At 68.1% G+C, this 25,378-nt stretch carries 26 protein-coding genes and 1 tRNA gene; 11 read left to right on the plus strand and 16 right to left on the minus strand.

Features of this window, described 5'->3' with window-relative positions; translation table 11 throughout:
• Window positions 1-57 precede the first annotated feature (57 nt).
• Together RJT68_RS19175 and RJT68_RS19180 are read left to right on the plus strand one after the other, a co-directional pair.
• Complete coding sequence (locus RJT68_RS19175) at window positions 58-873, plus strand: homing endonuclease associated repeat-containing protein (protein ID WP_407038124.1); 816 nt, start codon at window positions 58-60, stop codon at window positions 871-873.
• 42 nt (window positions 874-915) lie between these two features.
• Window positions 916-988 (plus strand) — tRNA-Gln (locus RJT68_RS19180).
• Between the two features lie 127 nt (window positions 989-1,115).
• Here RJT68_RS19180 and RJT68_RS19185 read toward each other — a convergent pair.
• Both RJT68_RS19185 and RJT68_RS19190 read right to left on the minus strand, forming a co-directional pair.
• On the minus strand, window positions 1,116-2,504 hold the full coding sequence (locus RJT68_RS19185) for an oxidoreductase (RefSeq protein WP_407038125.1): 1,389 nt from the start codon (window positions 2,502-2,504) through the stop codon (window positions 1,116-1,118).
• Window positions 2,505-2,626: 122 nt separating this feature from the next.
• Window positions 2,627-3,670, minus strand: a complete 1,044-nt coding sequence (locus tag RJT68_RS19190; protein ID WP_407038126.1) for an NAD(P)-dependent alcohol dehydrogenase — start codon at window positions 3,668-3,670, stop codon at window positions 2,627-2,629.
• A gap of 178 nt (window positions 3,671-3,848) precedes the next feature.
• On the opposite strand from RJT68_RS19190, the gene RJT68_RS19195 reads away from it, so the two are divergent.
• Together RJT68_RS19195 and RJT68_RS19200 are read left to right on the plus strand one after the other, a co-directional pair.
• Window positions 3,849-4,913: an amidohydrolase family protein gene (locus RJT68_RS19195; RefSeq protein ID WP_407038127.1), complete on the plus strand. Its 1,065-nt coding sequence runs from the start codon at window positions 3,849-3,851 to the stop codon at window positions 4,911-4,913.
• 4 nt (window positions 4,914-4,917) lie between these two features.
• Entirely contained in the window at window positions 4,918-5,727 is an 810-nt protein-coding gene (locus RJT68_RS19200; RefSeq protein ID WP_407038128.1) for an iron-sulfur cluster assembly protein, read from the plus strand.
• Window positions 5,728-5,763: 36 nt separating this feature from the next.
• On the opposite strand, the gene cgi121 is transcribed toward RJT68_RS19200, so the two are convergent.
• Both cgi121 and RJT68_RS19210 read right to left on the minus strand, forming a co-directional pair.
• A complete protein-coding gene (cgi121, locus tag RJT68_RS19205; protein ID WP_407038129.1) occupies window positions 5,764-6,270 on the minus strand; it encodes a KEOPS complex subunit Cgi121 in 507 nt (168 codons plus the stop codon).
• A complete protein-coding gene (locus RJT68_RS19210; RefSeq protein ID WP_407038130.1) occupies window positions 6,270-8,669 on the minus strand; it encodes an ATP-dependent DNA helicase in 2,400 nt (799 codons plus the stop codon). The genes cgi121 and RJT68_RS19210 overlap by 1 nt, the downstream gene beginning before the upstream one ends.
• 123 nt (window positions 8,670-8,792) lie before the next feature.
• On the opposite strand from RJT68_RS19210, the gene RJT68_RS19215 reads away from it, so the two are divergent.
• Window positions 8,793-10,421 (plus strand): potassium channel family protein, encoded by a 1,629-nt coding sequence (locus tag RJT68_RS19215; RefSeq protein ID WP_407038131.1) that lies wholly within the window; start codon window positions 8,793-8,795, stop codon window positions 10,419-10,421.
• 63 nt (window positions 10,422-10,484) lie between these two features.
• On the opposite strand, the gene RJT68_RS19220 is transcribed toward RJT68_RS19215, so the two are convergent.
• Window positions 10,485-10,706, minus strand: coding sequence for a hypothetical protein (locus RJT68_RS19220; RefSeq protein ID WP_407038132.1), 222 nt, complete (start codon window positions 10,704-10,706; stop codon window positions 10,485-10,487).
• Window positions 10,707-10,791: 85 nt separating this feature from the next.
• Window positions 10,792-11,778, minus strand: a complete 987-nt coding sequence (locus RJT68_RS19225) for a poly-gamma-glutamate hydrolase family protein (protein ID WP_407038133.1) — start codon at window positions 11,776-11,778, stop codon at window positions 10,792-10,794.
• Window positions 11,779-11,931: 153 nt separating this feature from the next.
• On the opposite strand from RJT68_RS19225, the gene RJT68_RS19230 reads away from it, so the two are divergent.
• The gene (locus RJT68_RS19230) at window positions 11,932-12,177 is read left to right on the plus strand and encodes a ferredoxin (RefSeq protein WP_407038134.1); all 246 of its coding nucleotides are present in this window, start codon (window positions 11,932-11,934) and stop codon (window positions 12,175-12,177) included.
• 49 nt (window positions 12,178-12,226) lie between these two features.
• Here the strand turns inward: RJT68_RS19230 and RJT68_RS19235 are convergent, their stop codons facing one another.
• A complete protein-coding gene (locus tag RJT68_RS19235) occupies window positions 12,227-12,607 on the minus strand; it encodes a hypothetical protein (protein WP_407038135.1) in 381 nt (126 codons plus the stop codon).
• Window positions 12,608-12,760: 153 nt separating this feature from the next.
• Window positions 12,761-14,923, minus strand: coding sequence for a (Fe-S)-binding protein (locus RJT68_RS19240; RefSeq protein ID WP_407038136.1), 2,163 nt, complete (start codon window positions 14,921-14,923; stop codon window positions 12,761-12,763).
• A gap of 174 nt (window positions 14,924-15,097) precedes the next feature.
• On the opposite strand from RJT68_RS19240, the gene RJT68_RS19245 reads away from it, so the two are divergent.
• Together RJT68_RS19245 and RJT68_RS19250 are read left to right on the plus strand one after the other, a co-directional pair.
• Complete coding sequence (locus RJT68_RS19245) at window positions 15,098-15,688, plus strand: conditioned medium-induced protein 4 (protein WP_407038137.1); 591 nt, start codon at window positions 15,098-15,100, stop codon at window positions 15,686-15,688.
• 48 nt (window positions 15,689-15,736) lie between these two features.
• Window positions 15,737-16,414, plus strand: a complete 678-nt coding sequence (locus tag RJT68_RS19250) for a CRISPR-associated protein Cas4 (RefSeq protein WP_407038138.1) — start codon at window positions 15,737-15,739, stop codon at window positions 16,412-16,414.
• 30 nt (window positions 16,415-16,444) lie between these two features.
• Here RJT68_RS19250 and RJT68_RS19255 read toward each other — a convergent pair whose 3' ends face one another.
• From RJT68_RS19255 to RJT68_RS19265, 3 genes are all read right to left on the minus strand, one after another.
• A complete protein-coding gene (locus tag RJT68_RS19255) occupies window positions 16,445-17,047 on the minus strand; it encodes an L-threonylcarbamoyladenylate synthase (RefSeq protein WP_407038139.1) in 603 nt (200 codons plus the stop codon).
• Window positions 17,048-17,158: 111 nt separating this feature from the next.
• A complete protein-coding gene (locus RJT68_RS19260) occupies window positions 17,159-17,677 on the minus strand; it encodes a redoxin domain-containing protein (protein ID WP_407038140.1) in 519 nt (172 codons plus the stop codon).
• A complete protein-coding gene (locus RJT68_RS19265) occupies window positions 17,677-18,033 on the minus strand; it encodes a glutathione S-transferase N-terminal domain-containing protein (protein WP_407038141.1) in 357 nt (118 codons plus the stop codon). The genes RJT68_RS19260 and RJT68_RS19265 overlap by 1 nt, the downstream gene beginning before the upstream one ends.
• A gap of 108 nt (window positions 18,034-18,141) precedes the next feature.
• Between RJT68_RS19265 and RJT68_RS19270 the strand changes: the two genes are divergently transcribed.
• Window positions 18,142-19,512 (plus strand): hemolysin family protein, encoded by a 1,371-nt coding sequence (locus RJT68_RS19270; RefSeq protein WP_407038142.1) that lies wholly within the window; start codon window positions 18,142-18,144, stop codon window positions 19,510-19,512.
• A 66-nt stretch (window positions 19,513-19,578) separates the two neighbouring features.
• Here RJT68_RS19270 and RJT68_RS19275 read toward each other — a convergent pair whose 3' ends face one another.
• From RJT68_RS19275 to RJT68_RS19290, 4 genes are all read right to left on the minus strand, one after another.
• The gene (locus RJT68_RS19275; protein ID WP_407038143.1) at window positions 19,579-20,295 is read right to left on the minus strand and encodes a hypothetical protein; all 717 of its coding nucleotides are present in this window, start codon (window positions 20,293-20,295) and stop codon (window positions 19,579-19,581) included.
• A 54-nt stretch (window positions 20,296-20,349) separates the two neighbouring features.
• Window positions 20,350-21,537: an inorganic phosphate transporter gene (locus RJT68_RS19280; protein ID WP_407038144.1), complete on the minus strand. Its 1,188-nt coding sequence runs from the start codon at window positions 21,535-21,537 to the stop codon at window positions 20,350-20,352.
• 152 nt (window positions 21,538-21,689) lie between these two features.
• Window positions 21,690-22,412, minus strand: coding sequence for a DUF5828 family protein (locus RJT68_RS19285; protein WP_407038145.1), 723 nt, complete (start codon window positions 22,410-22,412; stop codon window positions 21,690-21,692).
• A gap of 216 nt (window positions 22,413-22,628) precedes the next feature.
• On the minus strand, window positions 22,629-23,261 hold the full coding sequence (locus tag RJT68_RS19290; RefSeq protein ID WP_407038146.1) for a hypothetical protein: 633 nt from the start codon (window positions 23,259-23,261) through the stop codon (window positions 22,629-22,631).
• A 314-nt stretch (window positions 23,262-23,575) separates the two neighbouring features.
• Here RJT68_RS19290 and upp point away from each other — a divergent pair, with 314 nt between their 5' ends.
• Window positions 23,576-24,253, plus strand: a complete 678-nt coding sequence (gene upp, locus RJT68_RS19295; protein ID WP_407038147.1) for a uracil phosphoribosyltransferase — start codon at window positions 23,576-23,578, stop codon at window positions 24,251-24,253.
• A gap of 45 nt (window positions 24,254-24,298) precedes the next feature.
• Here upp and RJT68_RS19300 read toward each other — a convergent pair whose 3' ends face one another.
• Window positions 24,299-24,529: a hypothetical protein gene (locus RJT68_RS19300; RefSeq protein ID WP_407038148.1), complete on the minus strand. Its 231-nt coding sequence runs from the start codon at window positions 24,527-24,529 to the stop codon at window positions 24,299-24,301.
• 165 nt (window positions 24,530-24,694) lie between these two features.
• Between RJT68_RS19300 and RJT68_RS19305 the strand changes: the two genes are divergently transcribed.
• The gene (locus tag RJT68_RS19305; protein ID WP_407038149.1) at window positions 24,695-25,366 is read left to right on the plus strand and encodes a hypothetical protein; all 672 of its coding nucleotides are present in this window, start codon (window positions 24,695-24,697) and stop codon (window positions 25,364-25,366) included.
• Window positions 25,367-25,378 lie beyond the last annotated feature (12 nt).

Consider the following 25,378-nt stretch of genomic DNA (forward strand, 5'->3'; position numbering starts at 1 on the left):
CCGGCCGAGACGTCGGTCGACTTCGAGTTTATATAGGAGAGCGCGGCTAACGCCGGTGTGACCACGGAAACGGAGTGCCTCGAGGCGTTGCGGGAGGCCGCCCGGCGACTCGGGGAGTCGCCGACGAAAGCCCAGTACGAGGAGCTGGCGCTGCGACCGGCCTCGGCGACGATCATTCGAAACGTGGGCGGGTGGAACGAGGCGAAAGCGCGCGCGGGTCTCGAGACGGCCCCGTCGACCGGATCGCGCGTCGAACCGAAGCCGCCCGACGTCGAGCTCCCGCCCGAACTCGACTGGGAGGAACTCACGGTCGACCAGCGGTGGCACTATCGGAACGCCGAGTGGAACGCAGAGCGGACGCTACGACGACGCGCTCGACTCCGCCGGTGGCTTAACGAACGAAAACGCGACGCCGGGTGTGCGAGTTGCGGGAATGACACCGCCGCCCGTCTGGACTTCCACCACGAGACTCCCCAGGAGAAGACGATGGCCGTCGGCCGAATGGTCACGTACGGTCACGGGAGGGAAGCCCTCCGCGAGGAGATCGAGAAGTGTACGATTCTGTGTGCCAACTGTCACCGGCGCCGCCACTTCACTCCGCCAAAGCGAACCCAGTCCCGACGGTGGTGGGTGTGGGAACGCAAACTGGCGTTGGACGGGTGCGCCAGATGCGACGTTCGTGACCCGGCCTGCCTCGAGTTCCATCACGTCGAGGGAGAGAAGCAGACGACCGTCGCCCGACTCCTCTCCGACGGCCGGCCGCTGCGCGACGTCCGTACCGAGATGGCGAAGTGCGAACTGCTGTGTGCGAATTGCCATCGAATCGAGCACTATCGGCCGCCAGCGGCCGGATTGGAAAACGATAGGATTTAATGTCGCGACCCCTTCCCGTCGAATGCAGCGCGCAAAGCGAGCAGTCCCGTGGTGTAGTGGCCAATCATCTAGCCCTCTGGAGGCTAGGACGCTGGTTCGAATCCAGCCGGGACTACTCCCTCCGATTCCTTTGGATCATCTCGAGACTCACCACGGCCGTGCCAGTCGATCTCCACCCGAAACGAAGGGGTCTTCCGTCAGTCGATACCGGGCCGGCGACTGACGGTAAGATCTCGAGCGGCCTACGGTCCACCGCCGATTTCGGCGTCGGAATCGACTTCGTACGCCCCCGCTCGCTCGAGTTCGCCGCGCCTTCGCAGCACGCTCGGCGTCCGACAGATGCCGGGTGCGCCGGTCACCTGCGGGACGGTGCAGTTGTTACAGCTCTCACAGAGCGCTCGCGTCTCGTCGCTCTCCTCGCCCGCAGCCCTGCCGTCGCTTCCGCCCCGGAGCAGGCGCGCTCCGAGTTTCGGCTCGGCGTAGAACGGGCGGGCCATACCGACCGCGTCGCAGGACGGTTCGGTGCTCGAGTCGGCGCCCAGTAACCGGTCCATCTGCGCCCGCTCGCGGATCCCGCCCTCGGCGAGGACGGGGATCGAGACGGCCTCTCGCACCCGCCGGCAGAACTCCTCGTTCCAGGCGGGTTCGAAGTCGTACCGCAGCGACTCGAGTCGGTTTCCGAGCGCGACGAGTCGCTTCCGCAGCGGGCCGCCAAAGGCCGCTTCGTAGCCCGCCTGGAGGGCCTCGTTCGACCACGCCCGCTCGGGGTACTCCCCGCGGACGATGCTCATGTCCCAGACGACCGAGGTTCGGACGGGAACGACCGCGTCGTAGCCGATTCGCTCGAGTCGGCGGGCGATCTCCACTCCGTCCTCGAGCGAGAGCTTCCGGCGGACGATCGGCGACGGGGGCGCGGGCGTTTCGGCCGGGACTTTGGTCATCAGCGGGACGTCGCCCGCCCGGTCGCGGATCTCGTCGTGGACCAGCGCGAGGAACTCGAGGCGTGCCTCCGGTGAGCCACCGAACTCGTCGCCCCGTCGGTTGTAGAAGGGCGAGAGGAACTGTTGAACGATCCCCATGTTGGCCCCCGAGAGGTGGATCCCGTCGTAGTCGGCGCCGACGGCGTACGCCGCAGAGCGGCCGAAATCCGCGGCGAGGTCGTACACCTCGTCGGTCGAGAGGACGTGCGGGTCGTACTGCAGAAATCCGAGGCGATCGAGCAGCCGCAACTGCCACGGCGGCCGCGAGACGGCGAGTTGCTCGAGGTCCGAGTGCTCCGCCCGGTACTCCGCGTGCCAGGTCTCCATGCTCCGAAGCCCGCCGTGTTCGAGTTGCACGAAGATCCGACTCCCGTGGTCGTGGATCCGGTCGGTCAGCCGCGACAGCCGCGAGACGAACCCGGGGTCGTGGACGCGGGTCATCCCCGGCGCGGCACAACCGCCCTCGCCGCGGACGATGGTGGCGCCCTGGCAGACGAGTCCGACCCCCGATTCGGCTGCGGGCTCGAGGTCGTCGATCAGCGCGTCGACGGCGTCCGGGCCGTTCCCGGCGCACTCGAGCAGCGGCGCGCGGTAGAGACGATTCGGGAGTTCGACGCCGCCGATACGAAGCGGATCCTCGAGCGTGGCCATTGACGGCGAGGTTCGACGGTCGGGTACAAGAGCGTGGCGTCGGACCACCTCGACGCCCGGCGGATCGGGGGTCGGGCCCCGGGTTGGCCGCCTCGACCGCATCGCCGCCCGCACGAGACGGCTCAGGGCGGGAGGATAACCGCCCGCCCCTCGATCTCGTTGTGCTCGAGCCGTTCTGCGACCTCGTTGATCTCGTCCAGGTCGTGGCGCTCGGTTCGCAGTTCGACGTCGCCGCGGTCGACGAGCGCGACGAGTTCCTGGAGTTCGGCGTACCGGCCGACGAGCGTTCCCTTGAACGAAAATTCGCCGTTCACGAGCGCCTGGCAGGGTTCGTGGATGTGCCCGCCGTAGCCGATCACGTGGTGGTCCCCGCCGGCGGCCACGACGTCGGGGGCGGTCGCCGTCGTCTCGTCGGCGCCGACGAAGTCGAGCACCTGCTGGGCGCCCACGTCGTCGGTCAGGTCCGCGACGACCGAGGCGAGGTCTTCCTCGGCGGCGTTGATCGTGCGGGTCGCGCCGAGGTCCTCGGCCAACTCGAGCGCTTCGTCCTTGACGTCGACGGCGACGACGTCGGCGGCGCTCATCGCCTCGAGACACTGGAGGCCGATGTGGCCGAGTCCGCCGATTCCGATGACGACGCACGCGTCGCCCGGATTGAGCTCCCGGACCGCCTTCTTCGCGGCGTGGTAGGCCGTAATTCCGGCGTCGGCGTGGGGTGCGATATCGGTCGGATCGACGCCCTCGGGCAGCGGGATCACCGCCCGCTCGTTGGTCAGGAGGTACTCGGCGAAGCCGCCGTCGGTGGTGAGGCCGTTGAACTGGCTGTTCTCGCAGTACATGTCCTCGCCGAGCCGACAGGGTCGGCAGATGCCGCAGGTCTGGACGGGGTGGCAGATCACCGGATGCCCCTCCTCGACCAGCGTCACCTCGTCGCCGACCTCGGCGACGATTCCGGCGTTCTCGTGGCCGAGGGTCATCGGCAGGTCCTGCGGCGCGTAGTCGGTCCACATCCCCTCGATGATGTGGTTGTCCGTCTGGCACCACCCCGCGCCCTCGACCTCGACGAGGACGCCGTCCGATCGGTCGATCTCCGGACGGTCGATCTCGTCGATCTCGAGCGCCTCGCTCATTTCGTCGGTGTACTCGTGGAGCCTGGCTGCTTCCATGATAGCGTGGGACACTACTCTCCGACGGACGAAAACGTTCGCCCAACGTATCAATGCGCGAAATCGAAACTGGACGGCTGATCGTACCGTATTCATCCTCCCGGTTCGGTAATTGGAGTGGCAATTCGTGAAACTCTGAAAAAGGATCATGGTAGGTGGTATCGATGTACATTATGGGATGTATCAGCACAACGGTGAGGACGTGTTCGTCGTCGACGCGCACGTCCACCTGTGGGACGCCACGGAGGAGAACATCGACCACCAGGGCGGGGAGGAGTTCATCCAGTGTTTCTACGACTACCACACGACGTTCACGCCGGAAGAGCGCGAGTGGAGCATGGACGAGTACCGGAAGTACGGCCCCGACCGGATGATCGAGGACTTGTTCGGGAACGCCGCCACGGATATGGCGGTCTTCCAGCCGACGTACCTCACCGACTTCTACGTCGAAGGGTTCAACACCACAGAGCAGAACGCCGAACTGGCGACCGAGTATCCGGAGCGGTTCATCCTCAACGGCTCGTTCGACCCGCGCGACGGTGAGGAGGGCCTCGAGTACCTCGAGCACCTCCACGAGACGTACGACGTCCCCGGCGTCAAACTCTACACCGCCGAGTGGCGAGACGACTCGAAGGGGTGGCGCCTCGACGACGAGGAGGCCTTCGAGTTCCTCCAGAAGTGTTCGGACCTCGGTATCGAGAACATCCACGCGCACAAGGGGCCGACGATCCGCCCGCTCAATCGCGACGCGTTCGACGTCGCGGACGTCGACGACGCCGCCTCGTCGTTCCCCGAACTCAACTTCGTCGTCGAGCACGTCGGTCTCCCGCGACTCGACGACTTCTGCTGGATCGCCGCCCAGGAGAACAACGTCTACGGCGGCCTCGCGGTCGCCGCGCCGTTCGCCCAGAACCGGCCGGGCAAGTTCTCGGAGATCATGTCCGAGTTGCTGTGGTGGCTCGGCGAGGATCGCATCCTCTTCGGCTCGGACTACGCGCTCTGGAACCCCGACTGGCTCGTCGAGGCCGTGATGGAGGCCGAACTCACCGAGGAACACCGCGCGGAGTACGGCGTCGAGTGGGACCTCGAGACGAAGAAGAAGGTGATGGGCGAGAACGCCGCGGAGCTCTACGACATCGACCTCGAGGAGAAGCGACGGGCGTTCCAGGAGGACGAGATCAGCGAGCGGTTCGACCTCGGGGACCACTACGCGAGCGAGCAACCAGCGGCGGCCGACGACTGAATCCATGACCGATTCGAACGCCGCCCGCGCCGCCGGCGATGCCACCGAGACGACCGAAGCGTCCGTCACCGAGCGACTCGACCGCGTCACCGACCCCGAACTCGATCGGTCGATCGTCGCCCTCGAGTACGTCGACCGGATCTGGATCGACGGCGATCGCGTCGAGGTCGCGATCACCCTCCCGACCGCCTGGTGCTCGCCGGCGTTCGCGTGGATGATGGCCGTCGACGCCCGCGACGAGGTCGAGTCGCTGCCGAGCGTCGACGAGGCGGAGATCACCTTGCGCGAGCACATGCACGAGGCCGAGATCAACCGCGGCGTGAACGAACGGCTGTCGTTCGCGGAGGCGTTCCCGGACGCCGACGGCGACGTCGAGGCCGTCCGCGCGGAACTCGACGAGAAGGCCCGCGTCGCCCGCCAGTACGACGCCGTCGAGACGCTCCTCGAGGCGGGGATCGACCCGGACACGATCGTCGACCTCCGCCCGCGCGACCTCGAGCGCGTCGAACGCGAAGGTTGTGACGAGGCGGTATACGCGATCTTCCTCCGGGACCGCTCGTTCGCCGTCTCGGTGCCCGCCGACCCGATCGATCGGTACCTCGAGACAGCCCGGGAGACCGTCGTCGTCTCGGATTCGGACGACGTCCTCTTCCGGACGCCGGAGGGCGAACCGATCGACCCCGAGTCGTTCGACCTCGTCCACCGCCGCGGTCGACTCGCGACGGTCAACATGTCCGGCCAGGGTGGTATCTGCGACGGACTCCGCGAGGCCAGGGAACACCGCCTCGAGGGGAGTGGCACCGCCGGCGACTGAGATCCGGGCGACGTCCGGCGACGCCCTCGGTCGCCGTTACTTTTCGACCTCGAGCAGGGCGACGCGCTCGCAGACGAGGTCCTCTAGGTCGGCGTCGGTCGTCGCGCGCTCGGCGTCGGTGATCTCGAAAAACGCCTCGAGCGTCTCCTCGTCGCCGGCGTCGTCACCGCCCGTGAACGTCTCGACCGTCGCGAAGGCGGGGTTCGATTCGAGTCCCTCGAGCGCCGCCGCCTCGTCGCCGCCGTCGAGGAGGACGACCGCGCGACCCTCGCCCTCGCCGACGCCCATCTCGAGCGCCCGATCGATCTGTCGGCGCCCGGCGGCGTACAGCAGGATCTCGACCGCGCGGTCGCGAGCGACGTTCTCCCCGCGCTCGATCGCGCGGTCGGCGAACTCGACGGCCCGCTCGAGGTGGCGCGGGCCGACGACGTAGCGGGCGTCGAACGCCTGCACCGTCGTTCCGTGGCGGTCGCCGATCTCGCCGAGGTCGGCGACGAACGAGTCCAGGTCCTCGATCTCGAGATCGCACTCGAGCAGCCGCATCAGAAATCACCCAGGCTCGCCTGGCTCTCGTCGGACTCCTCGCTCGTCGGGTCGGCCGACCCGGTACCCGCGCGGTCGTCGCTCGAGTCGGCACCGGTCGTATCCGCACTCGCTCCCGACGGCGTCCGCGGTTCGACGCCTTCCATCGACGGATCCTCGTGTCCGGCGTTCTCGAGGATCGTCTCGGCGGTCTTCTCCCCCTTCAGCGCGCCGAGAACGACGCCCTTGTCGGCCTCCCGCAGGTCGGCGGGCGTCTCGAGGCCGACCTCGTGGAGCTGTCGGGCCCGTTTGCGGCCGACGCCGCGGATCGAGACGAGTTCGAGCAACTCCTCGCTCACGCCGTGTTCGACGCGGGTGCGGGCCTCGCGGACGGCGACGGTCCACTCGCTGCCGATCTCCGCGGCGAGCGATTCGGCCGCCCCGAGCAGCCACTCGGCGGTGTCGACCTTCCCGCGGAGGTCACCCGGGCCGATCTTGTACCGATCGGTGAGCGCGCCCTCGTCGTCCTCGTTCGCCCAGTCCTCGAGCAGCTTTCCGGTCTTCAGCGCGGCGAGCCAGTCCTCGAACCGGCCGTCCTCGTACTCGCTCGGCGCGTCGCCCAGCAGTTCGTCCCCGCGCTCGTAGAACAGTTCGGCGTACGTCTCGTCGTCGCCCGAACGGAGGTAGAGTTCGTACATGTCGGGCGTGCGCGAGACGAGCTGGTACAGCCCGAGCGCGCTCGGGCGTTCGTCGGCCGACTCGAGCCCGTGGACGATCTCGGCGGCGCTCATCGGGTCGAGGTAGAGCCGGGAGACGGTGTGGCCGAGGCTCGTTGCGGAGAGTTCGACGTCCTCGCCGCCGGACCCGGAGCTGGAGCCGAGGTCGGCCGCCGAGACGAAGCCGTCGACGGCCGATGCCGACTCGGACTCCTCGCCCTCGCTCGAGCCGTTACCGCCGCCCTCGCGCTCGACGAAGTCGTTCGCCTCGAGGTAGTGCAACACGTCGTCGGTCACCCGCTCGAGCCGGCCCGCTTCGGTCGACTGGCTCGCGTACAGCGTCTCCTCGAGGAACTCGAGGAGCCCCTTCCGGGTCCGGGCGAAGCCGGAGGCGATGGTGGCGAGGACGTGGGTCCGCAGGGCGGGTTCGGCCGCCAGTTTCGACCGGACGGGCTCGGGGTCAGCCCAGACGTACCGATCGAACAGCTCCTGGCTCTCGTCGTGGCTCTTCGCGAGCAGGACGGCCTCGCCGTAGGGGTCGAGGCCCGGTCGCCCCGCGCGCCCCATCATCTGGTGGACCTCGAGGACGTTCAGGGGGGCCATCCCGCCCGCGCTCGGGTCGAACCGCCGCCAGTCGCGGACGACGACTCGGCGGGCGGGGGTGTTGACCCCGGCGGCGAGCGTGGGCGTGGCCGAGATCACCTTCAGGAGGCGCTCGCGGAAGGCGTCCTCGACCATCGATCGGTGCTCGCTCGAGAGGCCGGCGTGGTGGAACGCCGCGCCGCGTTCGACGCAATCGGCCAGGTCCTCGCTGGTCTCGGTGTCGCTCACGTCCCGGATCTCTTCGGCCAACTCGGCGAGAGACGCCCGCTCCTCGTCGGTCAGCTCACGGGTTGAGACGGCCGAGAGCCGCCGCGCCGCCGCTTCCGCGTTCCGGCGGGAGTTGACGAAGACGAGCGAGGAGCCGCCCTCCTCCAGAATGTCGCCCACGAGGGCGGCCTCCTGCTTCTCGTTCCCCTCGACGGGAACCTCCCTCGTGGAGCCGTCGTCGAAGTTGAGCGCGTTGCCGTAGTGGACGCCCATCCGGAGGTCGATCGGCCGCCAGTCCGTGTCGACGAGCGAGGCGTCGAGCCAGTCGGCGATCTCGCCGGCGTTGCCGACCGTCGCGGAGAGGGCGACGACCTGCAGTTGCGGGTTGAGCTTCCGGAGTTTCGCGAGGGTCACCTCGAGCGTGGGCCCCCGGTTCCGGTCGTCGATGAGGTGGACCTCGTCGCTGACGACGCAGGTGAGTTCGGAGAGCCAGTCGGCGCCGTTGCGCACCAGCGAGTCGACCTTCTCGCTGGTGGCGACGACGATGTCCTTGGTGGCGAGCCAGTCGCTCGTGGACTCGTAGTTGCCCGTCGTGACGCCCGTCGTCACGCCGAACGCTTCGTACTCCTCGAACTCGGCCTTCTTCTCGCTCGCGAGCGCGCGCAGGGGGACGATGTACAGCGCCTTCCCGCCGCGCTGGACCGCCGACAGCATCGCGAGAGCGGCGATCATGGTCTTCCCGCTGGCGGTGGGGACGGCGGCGACGAGGTTCCCGCCGTCGGTCGCGCCGGCCTCGACGGCCTCGGCCTGGGGCGGGTAGAGCTCCTCGATCCCCTGGTCCTGGAAGTGCGAGGCGGCACCGGGCGGGAGCCCCGACAGCTCCTCGACGTTCATTACCTGCCGTTGGGGCCTCCCGCGGTTTAAAGTGTCGCGTCCGCCTTCCGCCGCGGCGCCGTTCACGTTCGATCCGCCGAAACGACCGAAATCCCCTTGGTCTCGGCCTCAAACCTTCGACCAGTGAACTACTGGACGCGACGCATCGTCGGCGCGATCGTCTCGGTCCTGCTGATCGTCCTCGTCTACGCCGCCCTCTACGCGGCCGGGATGGCGACGTTCGAGGGCGAGTCGGTTTCGTACGTGCAGGCGCTGCAGGTGGTCCTCGAGGTGATCACGACGGCCGGGTTCGGCGGCCACGCGCCGTGGGGCCCGGCGATGAGTCTGTTCGTCATCCTCATGAACGTCACCGGCGTCGTCCTGATGTTCCTCGCCGTCCCGGTGTTTCTCGTTCCCCTCCTCCAGCAGGCGGTTCGGGGGCGACCGCCGGACGTCGGCGACCGCTCCGACCACGTCGTCGTCTGTTCGTACACCCCGCGGGGCGAGGCGTTGCGGACGGAACTGGAGGCCGCCGGCGTCGAGACGCTGTTCGTCGATCCGGATCGGGAGCTGGTGTTCGACCTCCTGAGGGAGGACGTCGACGCGATCCCCGGCGACCCGTCCGAGATCGAGACGCTCGAGGAGGCGAACGTCGCCGACGCGCGCGCGGTCGTCGCCGACGTCGGCGACGAGGAGAACCCCGTCGTGATCCTGGCGGCGAAACAGCTCGATCCGGACCTCGACGTCCTGAGCGTCGTCGAGGACGAGGACGTGACCGTCTACCACCAGTACGCCGGCGCCGACCACGTCGTCAGACCCCGGCGGGTGCTGGGCGAGAGCCTGGCCACGAAGGCGCGGACCTCCTTCTCCGAGCGCCTCGAGGAGGTCACCGAGGTCGCGACCGACTTCGAGGTGACCGAACTCGTGATCCACCCGGACAGCGACCTCGCCGGGCGGACCCTCGCGGAGGCGGGACTCGGCGGGGCCGGCCCCACGGTAATCGGGGCGTGGATCCACGGCGACTTCGTTCCCGCGCCCGATCGGGACACGATCCTCGACGAGAACTCCATCCTCGTCGTGGCGGGCCGACACGAGGTCCTCGAGGCGCTGAAGACGCGGACGATCCATCCGCGGGGGGACGCCCCCGTCCCGGAGCGCGTCGTCGTCTGCGGCTACGGCGTCGTCGGTCGAACCGTCGCCGAGTCGCTCGAGTCCGAGTCGATCCCCGTCGATATAGTCGACGAACGCGACCTCGAGGGCGTCGATCTGGTGGGCGACGTCACCGACGCCGAGACGCTCGGGGCCGCGGACGTCGAGAACGCTCGGTCCGTGGTGCTCGCGCTCGACGACGACACGACGACGGTGTTCGCGACGCTCGTGCTCGAGGCGGTCGCGCCGGACGTCGAGATCATCGCCCGGGCGAACGAGCCGGAGAACGTCTGGAAACTGTACAACGCGGGCGCCGATTACGTGGTGTCGCTGTCGACGGTCACCGGTCGGATGCTCGCCTCGCTGCTGATCGAGGGCGAGGACGTGCTGACGCCCCTGACGCAGTTCGAGTTGGTTCGGACGCGGGCGACCGCACTGACGGGCCGGAGCCTGGGCGAGGCCGACGTTCGCGCGCGAACGGGCTGTACCGTCGTCGCCGTCGAGCGCGAAGGCGAACTGCTCGTCGACGTGGGTCCAGAGTTCGTGATCGAGCCGGACGACGACGTCATCGTCGCGGGGAGCGGCGAGGCGGTCGCCGCGTTCCTCGAGCTGTACACCCGATAACTCGGACGAGGCGGCGACCACCCTCAGTTCCGCTCGGTCGAAAGCACCGCGACGTAGTAGGCATCACCCGCACGCTCGTTCGTCGCTCGCGAGCCGCTCGAGCGCCTCCCGGATCCCGGTCGGCCACTCATCGGGCGGGGAGAAGTAGAAGTCGCGAACGCGACCGTCGCGCACGCCGGCTCCGTCGCGGTACGTGAGCGCTCCCGCCTCCGCGTCCTCGCGCAGGTAGTCGTACACCGCCCGTCCGAGCGCGTCCGCCGCGGAGGCCGGCCCTCGGTTCGCCATACGCTCTTCGATACCGCCGACGGTGATGACGCTTTCCCGACATTCGGTGCCGAATGGCGTCCGTCGAGGACCGACGCCGCTTCGATCACCGCTCGAGGCGCTCACCGAACACCTCGCAGACGGCGTCGACGATCGCCTCCCGGCTTTCCTCGTCGGTTCGCACCGCCTTCGGCTGCTCGAGTTGGATCGTCCGCCCCTCGGGCGCGAGTCGATTGAGGACGTTCTCGGGCGCGGTGCCGTCGTACTCCGGGGGGATCCCCCGAGCTCGAACCCGGTGGGCGGGAATCCGGGCTTCGATCGCCTCGGCAACGGCCGCCCGCGTCGACGCGTCGCTCGTCCCGCCGACGAGCGTCTCGTCCCCGCCGTAGCCGTGGAGGGCGAGCGCCCGGTTGAACGGTCGATTGCGGTCGGCGCCCGCCTCGAGTATCCGTTGTAGGGCGGGAAACGATCGGGGGTGGATCGCCGTCGAGGTGACGTGCCAGCGGTCGAACGCGCCGCCGTCGCTGAAGCCGGCGCAGACCCACGCGAGCGCGTCGAGGCGCGTCGCGACGGCAGCGGCCTGCCGGTCGGTTCCGTACTCGACGTAGCCGCCGTGGGGGGCGACGACGAGGGTGCGGGCCGAATCGCTCGACTCCACGGCGTCGTCACCGTTCACGAGGAACTCGACGAACTCGTCGTGGCGCTTCGCGGCCTCCGGGGAGTCGTACGACGGGTGAACCGCGAGCGGACGGACGAACCCCCGCGCGGCCGCCGGGTCGGCGATGCCGATCCGCTCGAGTCCGCCGTCGGTGAGCCGCAGGTCCGCTCGATCCGGACGGGCGTGTGCGCCGGCGACGGTGTAGATCGCGTCCCGGAACGCGTCCGAGCGCTCCTCCTCGCGGATTTCGACCCGACGCTCGTCGGCGCGACCGATCCTGAGTTGCTGGCCCACGTCGAGGTCGGCGCGCTCGAGGAGTTCCTGGGAGACCGTGCAGCAGTGGTCGTTCGGGGGATCGAGGCGGTGCAACGCCGCCTCGTCGGGATCGATCCGGGCGAACGAGACGCCGATTGTCTCCGTCGAGTCGACCGTCATCGTTTCACCATCGTGCGAGCGGGTCGGTACCACCTCCTCGTCCGTAGTACTGCTGGTGGACTCCGCCGTCCGCTCGCCGGCGCACAGCCCGCCGCGCGACCGCGGTCGGGGAGTCCCGTCAAGGATTTACCCACAACGGCCGAATCGTCGGCCATGAAGGTGGAGTTCGACAGAGACACCTGCATCGGGATGTACCAGTGCGTCGCCGAGTGGAGCGAGTTCGAGAAGGATAAGTCCGCGGGGAAGGCCGTCCTCAACGACAGCGAGGAGGTCGAAGACGGCATCTTCGTGCGCGAAGTGCCCGAGGACGCCGAACTCGACGCGAAGTTCGCCGCCCGGACCTGCCCCGTCGACGCGATCACGATCTACGACGACGACGGGGAACAGCTGATCCCGTAGCCGGCGGTCCGAACCCGACGCTCGCTCGAATCCGTCCGTCGCCGGACGTCTACTCGCGGCGAGCCCACTCGATCGCCTCCGCCTTCTCCTCGAGGCCGAACGTCTCGACGTCGAGGCCGTCGACGTCGACGTTCGTTTTCATCGTGAGCCGCTTCGTCCCCTCCGCGACGACGGCCCACCGGTCGACGCCGCGTTCGACGCTCGCCAGCGCGGACTGGCGGAGGTTCTCCTGTCCCTCCTTCGAGTAAGGCTCGGTCGATCGCAGCACCGACACGTGCGCGTCCGTGTTCGGCCGCTCGAGCAGTTCGGTGAATCGCTCCACCATCGCGTCGCTCTCGGTGCCGCTCAGTTCCGTTTCCTCGGGAAATTCGCCGACGATGACGTCGCCGTCGACGCGAAACTCCCACTCCGTGCCGCTCTGTCGTGACATACACGACTACCGATACGTCGCGGAAGAGTGGGCGCTATTCCTACGTGAGTAGGGTTCGGTGCGCGAACACCGAACCGACCGCTTCACCGGTCGGTGAAATCGTCGGCCGTCTCGTCCGCCCCTCGAAAAAGCGCTCCTCCCGACTACACCGGTTCAGTCCGCCGCGACCTCGAGGTTCGCCTCCTCCTGCTTTCCGATCGCCTCGACGATGAGTTCGGCGACGTCGACGATCTCGATCTCGTCCTCGTAGCCGCCGGTCTTGCGGCCGTCCTCGTACATCGTCATGCACATCGGACAGGCGACGACGAACTTCTCGACCGCAGAGCCGGCGTCGGTGTCCTCGAGCGCCTCGCGGATGCGCTCCTCGCTGGGCTTGGGGTCCTCCTCGAAGTCCATCCAGAGGCCGCCGCCACCGCCGCCGCAGCAGAAGGAGTTGGCGCGGTTGCGCGGCATCTCCTCGAGCGAGCAGCCCGTGGCTTTGATGAGTTCGCGCGGGGCCTCGTAGACGTCGTTGTACCGGCCGAGGTGGCACGGGTCGTGGTAGGTGACCGTGTAGTCGAGTTCGGTGCCCGAGAGGTCGAGTGTACCCTCGGTGACGAGCTCCTCGATGGCCTCGGTCCAGTGGTAGACCTCGATTTCGCCGTCTTCGTTCCAGTGTTCGTCGTACTCGAACGGCATGATCGGGTCGTCGGCGAACTCCTCGAAGTCGACCTCCGGGTACTCGTTCTCGAACGTGTTGTACGAGTGGGGGTCGGTGCAGATGATCTTCTCGAAGTCGCAGGCCTCGAAGGACTCGACGTGGTGGCCGGCGAGTTCGATGTAGAGGAACTCCTCGCCGACGCGGCGGATGTCGTTGCCGTCGTACTTCTCGTCCTCGAAGAGGATGCCGAAGCTGACGTCGGCCTCCTTGAGGATGGTCGCCAGCGAGCGGGCGACCTGCTTGTTGCGCTCGTCGTAGCTCGGGAAGTCGCCGACGTACCAGAGGTACTCGACCTCCTCCTCGCGGGCGTCATCGACGTCGAACTCGAGCTCTTCGGTCCAGTCAGCGCGGTTGCGCGGGCTGTCGCCGAACGTGTTGCCGTTTTGCATCACGTTCTGGAAGACCTCCTGCATGCTCGGGGCGATGTCGCCCTGGTCGGTCATCTGCCGGTTGAGCTTGGTGAACGACTTGAGGTGCTCGATCTCGACGGGACAGGCGTCCATGCAGGCCATGCAGGCCATGCAGGACTCCATCGTCGCGGTGTCGATCACCGAAGTGCCGCCGTCGGCGATGATCGGCTTCTCCTCGCCGCCGGCATCGAGTTCCTCGCGGTAGCGCTTGAGGTCGAGGATGACGTTGCGCGGGTCGAGCGGCCGGTCGGAGGCCTTCGCGGGGCAGACGCCCGAGCAGCGGCCGCACTTGGTGCAGGCGTCCTGGTCGAGGAGCTCCTTCCAGCTGAAGTCGTCGACGGACTCGGCGTTCGTGGCGTCGAGGTCCGCGGGAACGCCGGGGAGGCGCTGCCCGGCCTTCTCGTCGCGGGTGACGACGTTCGCGAAGGAGGAGATCATGTGGAACGGCTTGGCGTAGGGGATCCACGCGATGAAAAAGAGCGCGAGCAGCGAGTGGGCCCACCAGGCCGCCGAGTGGAGGGTCGCCGTGGTTCCGACCTCGGGCGCGACGCCGATCGCCTCGAACGCCATCGCGGTGCCGTAGCCGACGAAGCTGACGACCTCGTACTCGGGGTAGCCCTCGACGAGGATCCGAAGCCCCTCGAGGACGAAGCCGCCGACGCCGAGCAGGAAGAGCGTCCAGATGAAGATGTCGTCCTCGTTCGAGGTGTGTCGACCCCAGAGGCGGTGGTTACGGACCCAGTAGCGCCGGTAGATCGCCATCCCGACACCGACGACGAACAGCAGCCCCATCGCGTCGGCCATGAACGAGTAGGCCAGGTAGAAGTCGCCCTCCCAGAAGGATTCCTGTCCGAGCACGAGCTGGTAGGCGTACTCGTCGAACGCGAGGATCGACGTCGCGATGAACAGCGAGAGGAATCCCCAGAGGATAAACGAGTGCATCAGACCGCCGTAGAGATCCCGGTTGAACTGCTTCTCGTTCGAGAGGACGATCTTCGCCGCGCTCGTGATTCGACTCGAGAGGTCGTCGAGGCGGGAGAACGCGTCCTCCTCGGCCCGGGCGTACCGGCCGAACCGCTGATACAACCCGTAGAAGAACACGGCCAGGGTGATCGCCACGAGGAAGTAAAACAGGACCTTCCCGAGGCTTCCGACCCCCAGGTACGTCTCCCGATGGACCCCATCCGCCTGTGCGACAACGTTCATGTTCTATCAGGTGCGGCAGTGGAACTTAATTCTTGTTACACCGTCTCGAACTCGACCCGACGCCGTCTCCGTGAAATTTCCTTGAGGTTTCTAATTTACTCCCTCGTCGGCGCCGATCGTCTCAACGCTATCTGGCAACAGGCTTAAATAGCCGCCCGTCGCCAGTGTCCATCCATGAACGAGAAAACCGAGGAGCTTCGCGACATCTTCACCAGCGTCACCGACGGCGAGGAGACGGTCACCGAGTCTCAGGAGAACACCCGCGGTTCCCTCGAGCAGGACGAGCGCTCCGTCGAGGAGCGCGTCGTTCGAGTCATCGCACGCATGCGCGAGCGGTACGACTTCGAGACGCCGCTGTCCGACGACGAACTGGTCGCGGTGGCGAAGGGGTTCTACGAGGGCGAGAGCGACGCCGACCTCGCCGAGGACCTCGACGTCGCCGAGGAGGACGTCTTCGAAGCCCGCATGTCGCTGCACCTCGTGAGCGACGACGACGCCGACGAGGTGGACCTCGTCGCGATCCGCGACCGAAACGAGGACGACGCCACCCTCGCCGACGAGTACGACGTCGGCGAGGAGCGGATCCGCCGGTACCGCCGCGTCGCGGCCGCGAAGGAGGAGTCTCGCGCGGCCAACGACCGCTACCGCGACGAGCTCGACACCGTCCTCGCGGATTCGGCCCTCTCCGAGCGGATGGCCACCGACGTCCGCGAGGACGGCCTCGAGGACGCCACCGAGGGGATGGAGACGAACGTCGACTTCTGATTCGGATTTTCGCGAGGGTTTATACGCCAGGGGGCGGCCAGACCGCCCGTGACAGTCACCTTCGCCGACCTCCGGACCGCCGCCTACTGTCCGCGGAAGTGTTACTACGACCGTACGCGCGACGACCACGACCGGGAGCCGCCGCCGGGGGTCGACCGGATTCGCGCCCTCTCGACCGACTACGAGCGGCTGCTCCAGTCGAGCGACGACGCCCTCGCGTCCGAACCGATCGCCCTCGAGCCCGCCCGCTACCGCGAGGCGCTCGCCCGAACCCGGGACCGCCTCGAGCGGATCGGCCGCTGGAACGCCGTTCGACGGCCCGCCGACCGAAACGTCCTCGCCAGCGGTCGTCACGCCCGCGGGGTCGTCCACAAGGTGCTCGAGGAGCCGCTCGAGCCGTCGCTCGTCTCGGCCGGGGAGCCGCCCGATCGGGGCGTCTGGGCGCCGCAGTCGGTTCACGCCGTCGCCGCGGCGAAGGCCCTCGCGTGGGAGCGTAAGACGTCCGTCGAGACGGCGGTCCTCGAGTACCCCGCCTACGGCGTGATCCGCCGGATCGACCTCACGACGCGCCGGAAAGCCGAGTATCGGCGCGCGCTCAGGACCGTCCGGGAACTCGACGGGCCGCCGCCCCGGATCGCGAACCGGTCGAAGTGCGAGGCCTGCGAGTACGCGGATACGTGCGGCGTCCGGACGCGGACGCTGCGGTCGCTGCTCGGCCTGGGCTGACCACGCTTCGCACCGCGAGCGCTCGGGCGATCAGCGTCCGTCCAGCCACGCCTCGATCTCGTCGGCCAGCGCCCCCCGCCGGTGGATCCTCTCCGTCGAGACGTCGACGACCGTGCTCTCGGTCCCCGCCGTTCGACCGCCGTCGACGACGACCGCCACCGCTTCCCGGACGGATTCGTGGTCCGCGAGGTCGCCGACCTCCCGCACGCTCGGCCGGCCGCTCTCGTTCGCGCTCGTCGCGGTGATCGGCCGATCGGCCCGCTCGAGCAACTCGAGCGCCGGTTCGCAGTCCGGGACGCGAACGCCGACGCGGTCGCGGGCGGCGACGAGGACGTCCGGTACCGCGTCCGTGCGTTCACAGAGGAGGGTGACCGGTCCCGGAAGAAAGGCTTCGGCGAACCGCCGCTCGCGCTCGCTCGCGCGGACGTACCCCCGATCGAGTGCGGTTTCGAAGCGCGGGACGCCGAGCGAGACCGGTTTCGATCGGTCCCGTCCCTTCGCCTCGAAGACGCGCTCGACCGCCTCGGGATCGAGGGCGTCCGCCCCGAGTCCGTAGACGGTTTCGGTGGGGTAGACCACGAGGTCGCCGTCCCGGATGGCCTCGGCCGCGCGCTCGAGTTCGTCGGTGGACATCGGAATCGCTCGACACTCGGGCCGTCGGGGGCAAAAGGATACCGCGTTCGCCGTCCGCTCCGTCTCGGGATCGTCGGGGGGTCGACGGACCAGGACGAGCGCTCGGCCCGATCAGTCGAATCCGAGCGCTTCCTCGAGGTCGTCGTACGGCGGGAACTCGGGCCACTCGGTGGCGACCCAGGCGACCTCGACGGTCAGGTCGTCGTCGACGGCGAAGATAGCCGGGCGGGGCTCGGCGATGCCGGCCATCCCGTCGAGGTCGTGGACGATGCCGTAGTCCTCGGCGATTTCGTTCGCCGGGTCGCTGACGCCCACCATCGGGTACGAACGCTCGCGGAGGTAGCGCGCGACGTCGTAGGGCGTCGAGATGGTGACGCTCACGAGGGTCGCGCGCTCGTCCCACCCCCGCTCGGTCAGTTCGTCCCAGACGTACTGGGCGGGGAACGAGCCGAGCATCGGCGTGAAGACGAGGACGACCGGTTCGTCGCCGTCGGTCTCGGCCGCGAGGTCCGACAGCGAGGCGTCCTCCCAGTACTCGTCGTTGACGACCGGGCGGGTGAAATCGGGCGCCTCGTCGCCCGGTTCGGGGTGGTCGGCGGGCCCGAGTTCGACGACGTCGAACTCGGGCATCAGTCGTCACCTCCGTCGTCTCGAGCGGTCCCGCCGTCGGTTTCGACGTCGGCGCCGTCACCGTAGGTCGACTCGAGGTAGTCGACGATGTTCGCGCTCTCGGCCATCGTCACGCCGGTGGTCTCGTCGACGACGACCGGGACGGCTCGCACGCCGGCGACGCGCTTGACGGCGTTGCGCCGGGAGTGCAGCGGTTCGACGAACCGCGAGCGGTACTCGAGGTCGTACTCGCGGAGTCGACGCGCGACGCGTTCGCAGTACGGACAGGCCTGGAGGCGGTAGAAGGTGATCGGCGCGTCCGTCTCGGCCGCGTCGGCCGCGTCGACCGTCTCGCTCGTGCCGGATGCGTCTGACATGTGCGCCCGTTCGGGAAACGAGCGTGTAAACGTGTCGTCGCCGGTGTGGTCTCCTCACCTGAAAAGAGAAAACGGTTAATCGACTCGGTGATAATGGCCAGCAAGTCAATGGCGCATTCTCCGCTCTTCGATGTCGTCCTGGCCGCGTACGAGGTCCCCGTCGTGGGGTTCCGGTTCGACGAGACGACGATCACGGCGCTCGGCGCGATCGCGGTAGCCGTTCTCATCGCGTTCTCCGCGTTCTTCTCCTCCTCCGAGATCGCGTTGTTCTCGCTGCCGAAACACCGCGTCGAGGGACTGGTCGAGGAGGGGGTACCGGGTGCCGAGCGGGTGAAGTCGCTCAAGCAGGATCCTCACCGCCTGCTGGTCACGATCCTCGTCGGGAACAACATCGTCAACCTCGCGTCGTCGTCGATCGCGACCGCCGTCCTGTCGATGCACTTCGGCGGGCTGGTCGGCGTCGTGCTCGCGACCTTCGGCATCACCGCCATCGTCCTGCTGTTCGGTGAGAGCGCGCCCAAGTCCTACGCCGTCGAGAACACCGAATCGTGGTCGATCAAGGTCGCGAAGCCCCTCAAGGCGACCGAGTTGATGATTTACCCGCTCGTCGTCCTCTTCGATTACCTCACTAGGCAGGTCAACCGGATCACGGGGACGACGGGCGCGATCGAGGCCCCGTACGTCACCCGCGACGAGATCCAGGAGATGATCGAATCCGGCGAGCGCGAGGGCGTCCTGGAGGAGGAAGAACACGAGATGCTCCAGCGCATCTTCAGGTTCAACAACACGATCGTCAAGGAGGTCATGACGCCGCGACTGGACATGACAGCCGTCCCGAAAGACGCCGGGATCGACGAGGCGATCGAGACCTGTATCCAGAGCGGTCACGCTCGCATCCCCGTCTACGAGGGTAGCCTCGACAACGTCCTCGGCGTCGTCCACATCCGTGACCTCGTGCGCGATCTCAACTACGGCGAGAGCGAGGAGCTCGAGATCGAGGATCTCATCCAGCCGACGCTGCACGTCCCCGAGTCGAAGAACGTCGACGAGTTGCTCGCGGAGATGCGGGAAAACCGGATGCACATGGCGATCGTCATCGACGAGTTCGGCACCACCGAGGGGCTGGTGACGATGGAGGACATGATCGAGGAGATCGTCGGCGAGATCTTAGAGGGCGGCGAGGAGCAGCCGATCGAGGAGGTCGACGACCGGACCGTGCTCGTCCGCGGCGAGGTCAACATCGAGGACGTCAACGAGGCCCTCGAGATCGAGTTGCCCGAGGGCGAGGAGTTCGAGACCATCGCGGGCTTCATCTTCAACCGCGCGGGACGCCTCGTCGAGGAGGGCGAGGAGATCACCTACGACCACGTCCGCATCACCGTCGAGGACGTCGAGAACACGCGGATCATGAAAGCCCGGCTCCACAAGCTCGAAACCGAGCAGCCGGCGGAGCCGGAGGACGAAGCGGAGCCGCAGTGATCGCGGCCCGCAGCGGCTCGCACGCGGACTATTCTTCCGGCGAACGCCACCCCCTCGAGCGTCGGGTCAGGTCGATCGGACGATCCCTGCGATTTCGCGGGCGACCGCCGGCGGGACCACCAGCCGCCGCGGTCCGGGGACGTACTGGCCGTCGGGCTGGGCGTACTCGAGTTTCAGGACCGCCGCGTCGCCGACGCGGCTGATCGAGACGTCCTCGATGAGGTCGAGGTCGACGACCTCGTCGGGTTGGTGGAGGTAGATCCGCCGCTCCTCCCGGTCGAGGGTGCCGACCGACCGGAGGAACGACGAGAGCACGAGCGCGACGAGCGCGAGCGGGATGAACAGCGCGGTGAGGCCGGTGAACGGTCCGGCGCCGACCGCGAGGAGGTCGTGCTGGGAGACGTACCGGCCGATCGCCATCAGGGCGACCATCACGCTGGCCATCGCCACGGCGCCGAGCGCGGCGTCGATCGCCCGCTCGAGGCGTCGGCCCTCGGGAGGGTCGATCGGGAGCGGGCCCAGGAGCCGCGCGGCGGTCCGCTCGGGACGGCCGAGGGCGGCGACGGCGAGGATCGTCACGACGATCGCACCGACGACGGCGACCAGGATTCCCTGCCCGGCGAGTCCGACGGTCACCCGCGCCATGTCGTACAGCCGCCAGAAAACGACGATGGTGATCGCGGCGAAGAACGTCCCGACGCCGAGCGACCACAGGAGGCGGACGCTCCGGGAGGTCGAGGCGTCCCGTCGCCACTGGATCGGTTCGGAATCGGTCGTTGCCATGGTCGAACTGACGGCGCTCGCGGTAAAGACCGTTCGATGTTCGCTCACGCCCGCTCAGAGGAACGCGGAGACGACGCGGAAGCCGGCGTAGGAGACGACGATCGATCCGGCGAGCGAGAGCACCCACGCGAGGACCGTGTAGCCCATCTTGCTGGCGCTGACGCCGCCGCCGGAACCGGACGCGGCGTAGCCGCTCCCGATGATCGAGCTGACGATGATCTCGTTGAACGAGACGGGAATCCCGAAGAGGACCGCGGTCTGGGCGATGGCGAACGAGGGAATGAGGGCGGAGATGGATCGGCGCGGCCCGAGCGAGGAGTAGTCCTGCGCGATCGCCTTGATCATCCGCGGCGCGCCGGTCCACGATCCCGCGAGGAGGCCGAACCCTCCGCCGACGAGGAGTGCGAGCAGCGGGACGCCGACGTCGCCCGAGAGCGGGATCAGCGGCCCGATCGCGAGCCCGACCTGGCTCCCGCCCGCGGAGAAGGCGACCAGCCCGCCCATCACCAGCAGGAAGCGCCGCTGGGCGCGATCCGGGTCGTTCCGAACGCCGAGCGCCGTCGGAGCCGCCCACAGAATCATCATTCCGACCGTCGCGAGCGGGACGCCGACGCCGCTCGAGAGGGGGACGTACCCCGCGGCGGCCTGGGCGAGCGACGCGCCGCCGTCCGGCGGGCCGAGGACGGCGAACTCGATGTTCGCGACCACCGCGCCGACGACCGCCGCCAGCGCCACCAGCACGGACGACTCCGAGATGGATTCCCCCCGGAGGATTCGGGCGATGACGTAGGCGATGCCGCCGCCGACGAACGGCGTCAGGATCCACAGCGCGGTGATCTCCCGGTACTTGGCCCACGCCGGATCGCCGCCCATCGCGAGGCCGACGCCGATCACCGCGCCGGTCGCCGTGAACGCCGTCGCGATGGGATACCCGGTGAAGACGCCGATTGCGACCAGCGCGGCCGCGATCGACAGCGCCAGCGTGGCGGCGATCGGAGACAGCGTCACCCCGCCGATCAGCTCCCGGCCGACGGCCTCGGAGACGTTCGCCCCCTGCAACACCGCCCCCGCGAATCCGAACAGGCCGACGAGGAATCCGGCGCGCATCACCGAGATCGCGTTCGCGCCGACCGCCGGCGCGAACGGCGTCGACCCGCTCGAACCGGCGCCGATCGCCCAGGCCATAAAGAAGCTCGCGGCCGAGGCTACGAGGAACGTCCCGACCGTCGCGATGTCTACCATCTCTGTCTATCGGCTTTCTATTAGCGGCCGATACAAGTGTGTGCCGAACGTTCGCTCTCGAGAGGCGGTTTTCGGCGGCTCGATAGGGGGTGCGAAACCGACGATCGGCCGTTCGTCGGCGGTCAGTTCGTCGGCGGTCAGTTCGTCGGCGGTCAGTTCGTCGTCGATTTCACGTTGTCCTCCGGATCCGGTTCCGGCGGCGGCTCCGCGCCCTCGATCGCCTCGGCGGCGTCGGTGTCCTTCTCGACGTGGACGTGCCAGCGGTCGACCTCCTCGTCGAACTCGGCGAGGCGGTCCGAGACGTCGGTTTTCAACACGTCGTCGTTGATGTTCACCTCGAAGATGAACCGCTCCCCGTCGCCGCGAGTCGACTGCTGGATGTTGGCGCTGACGAGCTCGTTGTCGAAGTAGTACGGCGCGAGCTGGGTCATCACGTTCTGGTAGACCGTGTCCTCGACCCGGCGGAGCGCCTTGCGGCTGGCCGAGTCGGCCGCCCGCGCGACGTAGTCGATCGACTCCTTCCAGTTGCCGACGGCGCCCTCGGCGTCGTCCTCCTCGAGCCGCTCGTAGGATTCCGAGAGCTTCTCGCCGGCGGTCTTGATGTCCTCGTCCGGTCGTTTGCCGGCCTTTTCTCCTTTACCCTCCTCGACGCTGGCCTGGTCGGCCGTCTTCTCGCTGACGTCGGACTCGAGGGTCTCGTGTGCTTTGGGTCGCCACTCTTCCCACTCCTCGAAGGCGCGGGCGAGTCGGGCGTCGTGATCGCCGTCGGGGGCGTCGACTCCAGCGTCCCGGAGCGCCCGCGTGACGCGCTCGCCGTGTTCGACGACGTCACCCCAGTCACCGCGAACTTTGAATCCCGAGATACTCTCTTCCATTCGGCTGAGCGGGTGGTATGGCGCGAGAGCGTATAAACTTCTTCGCCGTCTGTGCCAGGGATTGGTATCGCGTCGGGTCGACACACCGTGGCCCCGTTCGCCGATCGCTCGAGCCCACCGCCGCCGTTCCGTCGTCTCGAGGCGTGAGGCGGCCTCCGAATCCGGCGAAAAGAACTCGACGAGAAGAACGTGATGCGAGCGAGGGGCCGACCGATCCTAGAACTGCTGGCCCGTCCCCGTTTGACCGCGACCACCCGGAGCGTGCATTCGACTCCCCCGAGCGTCCATCTGACCTCCTCGAGCGCTCGTTCGGTCGCCTCGAGCCATCTGGCCGCTCGGAGTATCCCGACCGACCAGCCGTAACACCTCCCGACAGGAGTTGGTCGTCCGCTCGATCGTCGCCATCGTCTCGGCGATCTGGGGGTGGTGCTGGAACCGCTCGAGTTCGGCGAGCGCCTCGTTCGCGACGGTGACGAACGTGCTCGCGACGTCGGGACCGAACATCGAATCCCGCGCGATCAACCGCTCGTTGAGTTCGGCCAGGTCCGCGACGTCCTCGCAGACGCGCGCGCACGTCGAGAGTTCCGGCCCCGCCGCGGTACACTCCTTCGCGCACCAGCCGGCGACGCCGGTCACCTCGTGGAAGTCCTCGAGCGCGATCCGCAGTTCGGTCGTGAGGTGATCATCGAAGGAGGCGGCTGCGGTCCGGTGAGTCCCCTTCTCGGGTTGGCCGCCCCTCTGCTGGCCCATCGGCTGCTGCCCCATTTGTTCCTGCCCCGTCCGCTCGGGGTAGCGTTCGGTTCGTCCGTACTCCTGCTCGGTCGGCTGCTGTTGATGTTGTCGACTCACGAAGTACCACCTGTCCTGCTCGGCGGGGCGCGCTACGCCCGTGCCTCGATTAAACCGGCGCAACCGTTACGGCCGACTCCGGTCGCACCCCCGCGCTCAACATCTCGTTCATCGGCCCCCTTCGTCGACGCCTCGAGCCCTCGAGCGCGGCGTAGCGGCGCGATCGTTCGCTAAACCGTCCTTGATTCGTCCCAATCGCTCCTTTCGCGCGGTCGGCGTTCCGCCGTCCCCCTCGAGTCCCCGTCTCGAGTCGATCCGCCGTCCGTCCGGATCGGACCGACACCGTGAACTACCCCGCCGCTAGCCGTACTCGTATGACGATCGAAGACCGGGACGAGGCGTATCTCGTCACCCACGCACTGGCCAAGGACACCCTCTCGCGGATTCGCGACGTCGAGACGGAGCAGGTGAGCTTCCGGAAGGGACTGGTCAAACTGGGGCGCATCTGCGGCTACGAGATCATCGACGGCCGCATGGAGACCGAGTACGTCGAGATCGAGACCCCGCTCGAGACGACGATGGGCGAGCGGGTACGCGGCCTCGACGACGTGGTCATCATCAACGTCCTGCGGGCGGCGACGCCGTTCGTCGAGGGGCTGTTGAAGGCGTTCCCCCGCGCGCGACAGGGCGTCATCAGTGCGAGCCGCGACGAGGAGGGAGGTCGGATCGAGGACGGCTCGTTTCCGATCACGATCGACTACGTGAAGCTCCCCGAGATCACCGAAGCGGACACCGTCATCGTCGCCGACCCGATGCTCGCGACGGGCAGCACGATGTGCGCCGTCCTCGAGCACGTCATCGAGAACTCGCCAGAGCCGGAGAACCTGATCGTCCTCTCGGCGGTCTCGGCTCCCGAGGGCCTGCTCCGCGTCGGCGAGGCGTTCCCGCAGGTCGACCTCCTGACGGTGTCGATCGACGATCACCTCGACGAGAACGGGTTCATCGTTCCGGGGCTGGGCGACGCGGGCGACCGCGCGTTCCGGACGACCTGATCCCGGTTTCGATCGCCGACCGCGCTCCCCCTTCCGACGGCCGACTTATCGTCCCCAGGTGAGCCGCCGGCCCGCCTCGTCGAGCCGGGTCGCGATCCGCGAGAGCCACGCCGCGGGCGAGACGCGCCGGAGGTCGGACTCGTCGATCTCGATCCGCGCTTTCCCGTACGGATCGCGGGCGGCGCCCTCGTCTTCCTCCCGGTCCGCGCTCGCGACGTCGACGGCCGTCGACAGCGAACAGCGTCCGCACGCCTCTCGAGTGCGTTTCTCGGCCATACGTTGGTCGTCCGTACGTGCCCCTCGCGTTTAAGCGCTGTCACCGACGCCACCCCTCGGGTTCGACCCCGAGCGACGACGGACTTTTGGTCGGCGCACGGAATCACCCCACATGGAACGACGAGACGCGGCTCGAGCGGACTCGGCCGGTCGGGGGTGGTCGCCGTGACGGCCGACGCCGACGATCGAGAGTCTGCGGTCGAGACCGGGTTCGACGCCGCCGACCAGGAGTACGAAGCCGAGGCGGGCCTCGGCGACCTTCCCCCGGAGATCCGCGAGGCGGTCCCCGACTGGGAGGACGAGTACCTGGATCGAGTGAGCGACCGACTCATGCACAGCTACGACCTCGAGAAGGACGTCAGCGTTCGGGGCGAGCGCTTCGACATGTACGGGGAGCTCCGGGTCGAGAGCAGCAAGCACCTCTTTCACCCCTCCGTGCAGTACGCGAACCACCACATGCGGGAGTTCCTCTACGCCGATCGACGCGACCGCGCGTCGGTGGCCGACCTCGAGCGCCTCGTCGAGATCGGTCACGAGTTGGCCGACGAACGCGTGGAGCCGAGCGACCAGCACAAGGCGACGGAGTTCACGTTCGTGCTCGTCGCTCCCGAGGTTCCGGACGACGTCGCGGCGTTTGTTCGCGGCTTCAAGGACCGGACGCTGCTCCGGTTCGGCTTCCACGGCCACTACGAGATCCACCTCTGCGTCGTCGCGCCCGAGCGGGAGGCCGTCGTCTCGAGTCGGCGGACGGAGATCGATCGCGCGTTCGCGCTCTGGGGCCCGCTCGTCGAAAAACGCGGACTGGTCGCCCGACTACGCGGGCTCGTTTCTCGCTAAAAATCGATCGCG

The organism is Halovalidus salilacus (assembly GCF_031852275.1).
GTDB classification, from domain to species: domain Archaea; phylum Halobacteriota; class Halobacteria; order Halobacteriales; family Natrialbaceae; genus Halovalidus; species Halovalidus salilacus.